The sequence below is a fragment of the Shinella sp. M31 genome, from assembly GCF_049199205.1.
GTDB lineage: Bacteria > Pseudomonadota > Alphaproteobacteria > Rhizobiales > Rhizobiaceae > Shinella.
Genome location: NZ_JBLZPH010000104.1, coordinates 1 through 9,630, shown reverse-complemented (window position 1 = coordinate 9,630; position 9,630 = coordinate 1). Strand labels below are relative to the sequence as shown.

The following is a 9,630-nucleotide window of genomic DNA, read 5'->3' as shown; positions in this document are numbered from 1 at the left end:
AAAACAGGGCGCCGTAGAGCGCCTCGAAGGCCTTGCCGATGCCCATATAGGACCCGGTATGGGGAATCGAGAGCAGCGTCTGCTCGGGAAGGGTGCGGATGGCGATGTCATACATGCGGGACGTTTCCTTGCCGTGTTCGGGTTCGAAGGCGCGATGGGGCCCATCCTTGCGGTAGCGCGCCGGCGGCATGCCATAGGCGGCCGCGAAGGTGCGCGTGAAGGATTGCAGGTTGGGATAACCCCAGCGCGCGGCGATGTCCCGGACCGGGCGGTCGCTTCTCACCAGATCGCCCGCCGCGCGATGCAGCCTGAGCCGCCGGACGGTCATCGCCAGCGTCTCGTTGTGCACCGCCCGATAGACACGATGCCAGTGATGGGCGGAAAGGCAGGCGATCTCCGAGAGCCGGCCGAGGTCGAGATCCTCGTCCAGATGCTCGTAGATATAGGCGGAGACGCGCAGCAGACGCTTCTCGTAGGCCGCCCAGATCTCGTTCTCGCTCATGCCGTTTCCTTTCTCGTCGGGACGCATTCAATCAAGCATGGAGCGATTTCACAAATCCTGCGCTTTTGCCTTGCCCGCATTTTTTGGCGAACTTGACATCCGTCAATTGCATACGGGCCCGACTCGGCGTGAGATGGACATGCCGGCCCTCCATCCACCGGCCTTTCGAGGCTCTCATGACCGATACATTGATGCCCAAGCTCGCCAGCGTGTTCGCGGAGGGCTACGGCGCGGCACGCTTGAGGGCGGACGCGCTCTCGGGACTGACGGTCGCAATCGTTGCGCTGCCACTCTCCATGGCCATCGCCATCGCCTCCGGCGTCACGCCGGATCGCGGCCTCTATACCGCCATTGTCGGCGGTTTCCTCGTCTCGGCGCTCGGCGGCAGCCGGTTCCAGGTCGGCGGGCCGGCCGGTGCCTTCATCGTGCTCGTCTCGGCGACCGTCGCCCGGCACGGCGTCGAAGGCCTCCTGCTCGCCACCTTCCTCTCCGGGCTCATGCTGGCGCTCGCGGGTTATTTCCGGCTCGGCAAATACATAAAGTTCATCCCCTATCCCGTGACGGTCGGCTTTACCGCCGGCATCGCCGTCATCATCTTCGCCAGCCAGATCGGCGAGCTGTTCGGCCTGAAACTCGCCGGACGCGAGCCCGGTCCCATCCTGGAAAAGCTGACGGCGCTCTGGGCCGCCCGGCCGACATTCAATCCGGCCGCCTGCGGCGTTGCCGGCCTCACCATCGCCGTCATCCTTCTCCTGCGCCGCTTCCGCCCGCACTGGCCCAACCTCCTCATCGCCGTCGTCACGGCTTCCGTTGCGACCGCCCTCCTCGCTGTGCCGGCCGAGACGATCGGCACCCGCTTCGGCGGCATTCCGCGCGGCCTGCCCATTCCGGCGCTGCCGTCCTTCTCGCCGGATCTCGTTATAGCCGTGCTGCCGGATGCAATCTCCTTTGCGCTGCTCGGCGCCATCGAATCGCTGCTCTCCGCCGTCGTCGCCGATGGCATGACCGGCCGGCGGCATCGTTCCAGCATGGAGCTGATCGCACAGGGTTTTGCCAATGTCGGATCGGCGCTGTTCGGCGGCATCTGCGTGACCGGCACCATTGCGCGGACCGCAACCAATGTGCGCTCGGGCGCCACCAGCCCCGTCTCCGGCATGCTGCATGCACTCTTCCTGCTGCTCTTCATGCTCGTGGCCGCACCGCTCGCCAGCTACATCCCGCTCGCAGCCCTTGCTGGCGTGCTCGCGGTGGTCGCCTTCAACATGGTCGAGCGCCCGGCCATCGCCGCCTTGATCCGCTCCTCGCGGGGCGACGCGGCGGTCGTCGCGGTCACCTTCCTGCTCGTCGTGTTCCGCGATCTCACGGAAGGCATCGTCGTCGGCTTCCTGCTTGGGGCCGTGCTGTTCATCGACCGCATGGGCAAGGCGGTCGACATCCGCGAGGAAAGCGTGCCGCGCCTTGTCCGCGCCGTCGAAAACGCCGGCAAGGACGATGGCAGCATATCGGAGCGGCCGGTCGTGGCGGACGATCCCGATACCGTGGTCTATCGCATCAGTGGCGTGTTCTTCTTCGGTGCGGCCGCCAGCGTCGGCTCCGTGCTCGACCGTATCGCCGACCAGCGGCGCAACTTCGTGCTCGATTGCACCGACGTTCCGCTGATCGACTCCACCGCCGCCAGCGTCATCGAAGGACTGGTGCGCAAGGCTACCAGATCCGGTGTCCAGATCTACATTGCCGGCCTGAAGCCGGACATGCGCCGTCTTCTCGAAGCGCACGGCCTGCACGACCATGTCATCTTCACCAATGCGGCAAGCGATGCGCTGGAGCGGATCGGGGCTGCCTAACCTGCGACGGCGACCCCGGTGGGACGGGCGGCGGGCTTGCACATGCGCTCGGCAAAACCGGACAGCACGGCGGCCGGTGCTGCCCGCATGACGCAGTTGCGTCCGGCTTCCTTCGCCGCATAGAGCGCCCCGTCGGCGGCTGAATGCAGACGGTCGAAATCCGCGCCGAAGGTCGCGACATCGGCAAGGCCGATGCTGACGGAGACGCCGATCTCACGCCCCTCGCTCAGGATGGTGAGCGCCGCAACCTCCTGCCGCAGCCGTTCAGCGAAGAGCGCCGCCCGCGATATATTGTGCCGGGGCGCAAAAAGCGCGAACTCTTCCCCGCCGAAACGGCAAAACAGCATACCCTCCTCCAGCGAGGCCGAGATATGCACCGCGAAGCGCTTGAGAACCGCATCGCCCGCCACATGACCATGCGTGTCGTTGATCGCCTTGAAGCGGTCGAGGTCGAAGATCATCAGCGTGCCGTCGTTGCGTCCGGCAAGATGGATGCGCGTGTCCTCGAAGAACGAACCGCGATTGGCGATGCCTGTCAGCGCGTCGGTGCGCGACGCCTGTCGATAGAGCGCCTCGCCGCGCTCCTTGATAAGAACGAGCATGGCGATGGCGGCGAGGATCGTGTGAGCGAAGAGTTCCAGCGTGAACAGCGCAAACCAGGCGGAATGCGCCGTGCCATTGCCGAGCGGCGCCGGCGAAACGATGGCCATCGGGATGCGCAGCGAATAGATGATGCCGTGCGACAGGAAGAAGACGGCGGACATGGTGCGGCTCGGCAGCCTCTCGCCGCCGCGCCCGCGCCAGAGATCGAGGCCGATCCACACCGAATAGGCCGTGATGATCAACGACGAGAGAATGATGCGGTTGTTCACGTCTTCGGTGATGGCGGGTACGAAGAGATAACCAAGGCTCCACAGCACCGGCCCCGCCGCCACGACCAGCGGAGAGGCTGCGCGCCGCTCGAAGACGCGAAAGCCGGCCCACATCAGGGCATAGCCCAGCGCAGCCAGCATGTTGGCAACGCCGACGGTCAGCATCGGATAGCCCATGGGGCGCATCGCATAAAGCAGCGTGCAGAGCGAGCCAACCCACATGGACAGACACCAGTAGCCTGCCGCCGCATGGCGCCGGTCGGTCAGCCAGACCTGCAACATGAATATCCCGACGACCATGGTCGACAGGAAGGTACAGATCATCAAGGTTGAAATGCTGACGATATTTTCAATCAAAACACGCTCCCCGCACGGGGGAGATGCTAGGCGCAAAGCTTGAAGACTTCGCAAACAAAACGGCGGGCCAAAAGCCCGCCGCCGTATCGATGAAGGATGTTTGACCGCCCGATCAGCCGGCGATGACGGCAGCCACCGCGTCTACGGCATCCGCAGCCTTGGAGCCATCGGGACCGCCGGCCTGCGCCATGTCGGGGCGGCCGCCGCCGCCCTTGCCGCCGAGCGCCTCGGAGGCGCGGCGCACCAGGTCTACCGCGCTGAAGCGGCCGGTCAGGTCGTCCGTGACGGCCACGACGGCACTCGCCTTACCGTCCGGCGAGACGCCGACGAAGGTGACGACGCCGGAGCCGAGGCTCTTCTTGCCTTCGTCCGCCAGGCTCTTCAGATCCTTCGGCTCGACACCGGTGACGACCTTGCCGAGATACTTGATGCCGGCAACCTCGCGAACACCGTCGTCGCCACCCGACGGGCCGCCGGAAAGCGCGAGCTTCTTCTTGGCCTCCGTCAGTTCGCGCTCGAGCTTGCGACGCTCGTCGACCAGCGCCTCGACACGGGCGAGCACTTCGCCCGGCTGGGCCTTCAGCGTGGTGGCCAGCGCCTTCACGCGCTCGTCCTGCTCGGCGAGATAGGCGCGGGCCGCCTCGCCCGTCAGGGCTTCCAGACGGCGCACGCCGGAGCCGACGGCGCTATCGGAAAGGATGCGCACGAGGCCGATTTCGCCGGTGGACGACACATGCGTGCCGCCGCACAGCTCGACCGAATAGGCGCGGTTCGCCTTGGCGCCGCGAACGCCCTGGCCCATCGAAACGACGCGCACTTCATCGCCGTATTTTTCACCGAACAGCGCCATGGCGCCCTCGGCAATCGCGTCGTCGACCGTCATCAGGCGGGTGGTGACAGGCGAATTCTGCACGATGATCTCGTTGGCCATGTCCTCGATGACGCGCAGTTCATCGGCCGTCATGGGCTTGGGGTGCGAGACGTCGAAGCGCAGGCGCTCGGGCGCCACCAGCGAGCCCTTCTGGGCAACGTGGGTGCCGAGCACCTCGCGCAGCGCCTCGTGCAGCAGATGCGTGGCCGAATGGTTGGCGCGCAAGCGCGAACGGCGGGCGTGATCGACATTCAAGGCGACGGCATCGCCGACCTTCAGCGTGCCCTCGGCAACGGTCGCGACATGAACGAAGACGCCCTCGCCCTTCTTCTGCGTGTCCGAAACGGTGAGCTTGGCATTGTCGGACGAGATGATGCCGGTATCGCCCATCTGGCCGCCGGATTCGCCATAGAACGGCGTCTGGTTGACGACGATCTGCACCTCTTCGCCGGCTGCGGCACTGTCGACCGCCTTGCCATGGCGCACGATCGCCTGGACGACGCCTTCGGCGGTCTCGGTGTCGTAGCCGAGGAATTCCGTCGCGCCGAGCTTTTCCTTGAGCTCGAACCAGATCGTCTCCATCGCCTTGTCGCCGGAGCCGGCCCAGTGCGAGCGCGCTTCGGCCTTCTGGCGCTCCATGGCATCGGTGAAGCCGGAGAGATCGACGTTGATTTCGCGGGCGCGCAGCGCATCCTGCGTCAGGTCCAGCGGGAAACCATAGGTGTCGTAGAGCTTGAAGGCGGTCTCGCCGTCCAGCATGTCGCCCTTGGTGAGCGTCGAGGTCGCGTCGGAGAGCAGGTTGAGGCCGCGTTCCAGCGTGGTGCGGAAGCGGGTTTCCTCGAGCTTCAGCGTCTCGGAAATCAGCGCTTCGGCGCGCTGCAGTTCGGGGTAGGCGCGGCCCATCTCGCCGACCAGCGTCGGGAGCAGCTTCCACATCAGCGGTTCCTTGGCGCCAAGAAGCTGCGCGTGGCGCATGGCGCGGCGCATGATGCGGCGCAGCACATAGCCGCGGCCGTCCTTGGCCGGCAGCACGCCGTCGGCAATCAGGAACGCGGAGGAACGCAGATGGTCGGCGATGACCCGGTGGCTGGCGCGGGCTTCGCCCTCGGCCTTGACGCCGGTCGCCTCGACGGAGGCGTCGATCAGCGCGCGGAACAGGTCGATATCGTAGTTATCATGCTTGCCCTGAAGCAGGGCCGCCACACGCTCAAGGCCCATGCCGGTATCGATGGACGGGCGCGGCAGGTCGACGCGCTCTTCCTTCGTCACCTGCTCGAACTGCATGAAGACGAGGTTCCAGATCTCGATGAAGCGGTCGCCGTCCTCTTCCGGCGAGCCGGGCGGGCCGCCCCAGATATGATCGCCGTGGTCGTAGAAGATTTCCGAGCACGGGCCGCAGGGGCCGGTATCGCCCATCGCCCAGAAATTGTCGCTGGTCGGAATGCGGATGATGCGATCGTCGGTCAGGCCGGCGATCTTCTTCCAGAGGTCGAAGGCTTGGTCGTCGGTGTGGTAGACGGTGACGAGAAGACGCTTCTTGTCGATGCCGAATTCCTTGGTGATCAGGTTCCAGGCCAGCTCGATGGCGCGTTCCTTGAAATAATCGCCGAAGGAGAAGTTGCCGAGCATCTCGAAGAAGGTGTGATGGCGTGCGGTGTAGCCGACATTGTCGAGGTCATTGTGCTTGCCGCCGGCGCGCACGCATTTCTGCGCGGTCACGGCGCGCGAATAGGGACGCTGCTCTAGGCCGGTGAAGACGTTCTTGAACTGCACCATGCCGGCATTTGTGAACATCAGCGTCGGGTCGTTGCGCGGCACGAGCGGGCTGGAGGACACGACCTCGTGGTCATTCTTGCGGAAATAGTCGAGGAAAGTCGACCGGATCTCATTCACGCCGCTCATATCGCGTCCTTACCTTGCCACTGTCTGCGCTCCAGGCCGGGGCGCAACATCCACCAAATTTCTGTTCAGCAGATGCGAAACCGCCCCGCCGGCCGGAGTGCCCGCCGGAGGCCTGAAAAGGCCACCATCCGCGAATTCCGTCGAAACTGCACGCACCTGCCGGCATTCCCTGGGGAAAGGCCGAAAACGCGGGCGCGCGCGAGAACTGAAGGCTTTTATCGCCCGCCCCCGCCCCTGTCCAGACGTCAAAAAACCGGCCTTTCGCGAAGAAGAGGCCGGTTTTCCACGTTTTCAATCCGCCCATGCCGCATTCAAGAAACCGCGGCATGCATTTGCGACAGCCCGTTCAGCCGCCGCGGCGCAATCAGGGCTCGCCGTCGCCACCGTCGTTCGGGTCCGGCCCGCCGTTTTCCAGGAAGCGGTCGGCGATCAGGCCGGCATTCTGGCGCAATGTCGTTTCGATCTCGCGGGCGACATCGGGATTGTCGCGCAGGAACGTCTTGGCATTCTCACGGCCCTGGCCGAGGCGCTGGCTGTTATAGGAGAACCAGGCGCCCGACTTCTCGACAATGCCGGCCTTGACGCCGAGATCGACGAGTTCGCCCGTCTTGGAGACGCCTTCACCATACATGATGTCGAATTCGACCTGTTTGAAGGGCGGTGCCATCTTGTTCTTGACGACCTTGACGCGGGTCTGGTTGCCGATGACTTCATCGCGTTCCTTGACGGCGCCGATACGGCGGATGTCGAGGCGGACGGAGGCGTAAAACTTCAGCGCGTTACCACCCGTCGTCACCTCAGGCGAACCGTAAACGACGCCGATCTTCATGCGGATCTGGTTGATGAAGATGACCATGGTGTTCGACTTGGAGATCGAGGCGGTGAGCTTGCGCAGCGCCTGGCTCATCAGGCGGGCCTGAAGGCCCGGCAGGCTCTCGCCCATCTCGCCTTCGATTTCGGCGCGCGGCGTCAGCGCCGCAACCGAGTCGACGACCAGCACGTCGATGGCGCCGGAGCGCACCAGCGTGTCGGTGATTTCAAGCGCCTGTTCGCCGGTGTCGGGCTGCGAGATCAGGAGATTTTCCAGATCGACGCCGAGCTTACGGGCATAGATCGGATCGAGCGCGTGTTCGGCGTCGACGAAAGCGCAGATGCCGCCCTTCTTCTGGGCTTCTGCGATGGTCTGCAGCGCCAGCGTCGTCTTGCCCGAGCTTTCCGGACCGTAGATTTCGACGATACGTCCCTTGGGCAGGCCGCCGATGCCGAGCGCCACGTCGAGGCTGAGAGAGCCCGTCGAAACCGTCTCGACCTCGATGACGCTGTCCTTGCCGCCGAGCTTCATGATGGAGCCCTTGCCGAACGAGCGCTCGATCTGAGAGAGAGCCGCTTCGAGTGCCTTGCTTTTATCCACTGATTTTTCCTCTACGAGCCGCAAAGTGTTTTGTGCCATTTGGTCCACCTTTAGGTTATTGAAGCAAGACAGGCAACGAAGCCGTCGATGAACCGTATGTACACATTTTGTTCTCGTTTTACAAGATGCATTCATCCATTTGAATATTTTTGTGAATCGATGGTGTGTTCTATTTTCGTTTCAAGTTGATAAGGCTGGCGCAGGAACAGGAACAAATCGGTAGCCGACGGAGCGCGATCCGCACGAATCGGCCTGCCGGATGTAAGGAAGACGATGACGAACAAAACGATTCTGGTGATGGGCGGCGCCCATGTGGACAGGCGCGGACGCATTGCCGGCGAGACGGCGCCGGGGGCAAGCAATCCCGGCAGCTGGTTCGTCGAGGCGGGCGGCGGCGCGTTCAATGCGGCGCGCAACCTCGCCCGGCTCGGCCATGCTGTGCGGCTCGTCTCGCCACGCGGCGGTGACGCGGACGGCGATATCGTGGCGTCGGCGGCTGAGGCGGCCGGTGTCGAGGACACGCCTTTCATCTTCCTCGACCGGGCGACGCCGAGCTACACGGCGATCATCGAGCGGGACGGCAACCTCGTCATCGCGCTTGCCGATATGGATCTCTACCGGCTGTTTTCGCCGCGCCGGCTGCGGCAGCGCGCCATGCGCGAGGCGATGGCGGCGGCGGGGCTGATCCTGACGGACGCCAATCTGCCCGCCGACACGCTCTTCACGATGTCGCAAGCGGCCAAAGCAGCGGCCGTACCGCTCGCCGGCATCGCCATTTCGCCGGCCAAGGTGGTGCGGTTCCGCGAAAGCCTCGATGCCCTCGCCTTTCTCTTCATGAACGAGGCGGAAGCGCGCGCCCTGACGGGAGAGGATGCGCAAGACCCGGCCGACTGGCCAAAAATCCTGCGTGCCGCCGGACTTTCCGCCGGCGTCGTGACGCGCGGCGGGCGTGGCGTCATCGCCTTCGACAAGACGCAGGCCGCATCGATCTTTCCTCCAGAAATCCCTGAACTCGGCGATGTCACGGGCGCGGGCGATTCGCTTGCCTCCGGCTTTCTCAACGCCGTGCTCTCCGGCAAAGGTATCACGGGTTCTCTCCGCCACGGCGTGGCAGCGGCGACTATCACCGTGCGCTCGCCGCTCGCCGTCGCCGAAGAAATGTCGCAGGCGGCCCTTGCTGCCGCACTTTCGCTTGTGCCGCAGGCGGAAATCCTGTCATGAGACTTTTTTGCCCGAATTTCCTCCCAGGATTTTGTAAGGACATCGCATGACCCGACCCGTTTCTCCCCTTCTGCCGATGCAGTATTCCGACGAAGTCGCCGCCGCCAAGGGGCGCGGCGCCCCGATCGTCGCGCTCGAATCGACGATCATCACCCATGGCATGCCCTATCCGGGCAATCTCGAGATGGCGCGCAGCGTAGAGCGCATCATTCGCGAACAGGGCGCCGTGCCGGCGACCATCGCGGTCATCGACGGCGTGCTGCATATCGGCCTCGACGAGGCAAAGCTGGAAGCGCTTGCCCAGACGCAGGGCGCCATGAAGCTCTCGCGCGCCGACCTCGCCTTTGCAATCGCCGAGCGCCGCACCGGCGCCACCACCGTCGCCGCCACGATGATCGGTGCCGCCCGCGCCGGCATTAAGGTCTTTGCGACCGGCGGCATCGGCGGCGTGCACCGCAAGGCCGAAGAAACCTTCGACATTTCCGCCGACCTCGATGAACTCTCGCGCACCGGCGTCATCGTCGTCTGCGCCGGTGCCAAGGCGATCCTCGATATTCCGAAGACGCTGGAAGTTCTGGAAACCCGCGGCGTGCCGGTCGTCACCTATGACAGCCCCATCTTCCCGGCCTTCTGGTCGCGCGACTCGGGCC

The 9,630-nt window shown here is 64.7% G+C and carries 7 protein-coding genes; 3 read left to right on the top strand and 4 right to left on the bottom strand.

Translation table 11 applies throughout. The features are described from left to right. A partial coding sequence (locus ACOZKU_RS17965) for an AraC family transcriptional regulator (RefSeq protein ID WP_421580025.1) occupies positions 1-502 on the bottom strand: 502 nt, incomplete at its 3' end. Between the two features lie 176 nt (positions 503-678). Here ACOZKU_RS17965 and ACOZKU_RS17960 point away from each other — a divergent pair. Next, positions 679-2,346, top strand: coding sequence for a SulP family inorganic anion transporter (locus ACOZKU_RS17960; protein WP_421580024.1), 1,668 nt, complete (start codon positions 679-681; stop codon positions 2,344-2,346). On the opposite strand, the gene ACOZKU_RS17955 is transcribed toward ACOZKU_RS17960, so the two are convergent. The 3 genes from ACOZKU_RS17955 to recA all read right to left on the bottom strand — a co-directional run bounded on the left by ACOZKU_RS17955 (position 2,343) and on the right by recA (position 7,798). Further along, the gene (locus ACOZKU_RS17955; RefSeq protein ID WP_421580023.1) at positions 2,343-3,575 is read right to left on the bottom strand and encodes a GGDEF domain-containing protein; all 1,233 of its coding nucleotides are present in this window, start codon (positions 3,573-3,575) and stop codon (positions 2,343-2,345) included. The genes ACOZKU_RS17960 and ACOZKU_RS17955 overlap by 4 nt on opposite strands. A 112-nt stretch (positions 3,576-3,687) precedes the next feature. Further along, positions 3,688-6,348: an alanine--tRNA ligase gene (alaS, locus tag ACOZKU_RS17950; RefSeq protein WP_421580022.1), complete on the bottom strand. Its 2,661-nt coding sequence runs from the start codon at positions 6,346-6,348 to the stop codon at positions 3,688-3,690. Positions 6,349-6,712: 364 nt separating this feature from the next. Next, complete coding sequence (gene recA, locus ACOZKU_RS17945; RefSeq protein ID WP_314094518.1) at positions 6,713-7,798, bottom strand: recombinase RecA; 1,086 nt, start codon at positions 7,796-7,798, stop codon at positions 6,713-6,715. A 234-nt stretch (positions 7,799-8,032) separates the two neighbouring features. Between recA and ACOZKU_RS17940 the strand changes: the two genes are divergently transcribed. Both ACOZKU_RS17940 and ACOZKU_RS17935 read left to right on the top strand, forming a co-directional pair. Then, positions 8,033-8,980, top strand: a complete 948-nt coding sequence (locus tag ACOZKU_RS17940) for a carbohydrate kinase family protein (RefSeq protein ID WP_421580021.1) — start codon at positions 8,033-8,035, stop codon at positions 8,978-8,980. A gap of 46 nt (positions 8,981-9,026) precedes the next feature. Next, positions 9,027-9,630 (top strand): pseudouridine-5'-phosphate glycosidase (locus tag ACOZKU_RS17935; protein WP_421580020.1); only part of this gene is annotated, 604 nt, incomplete at its 3' end.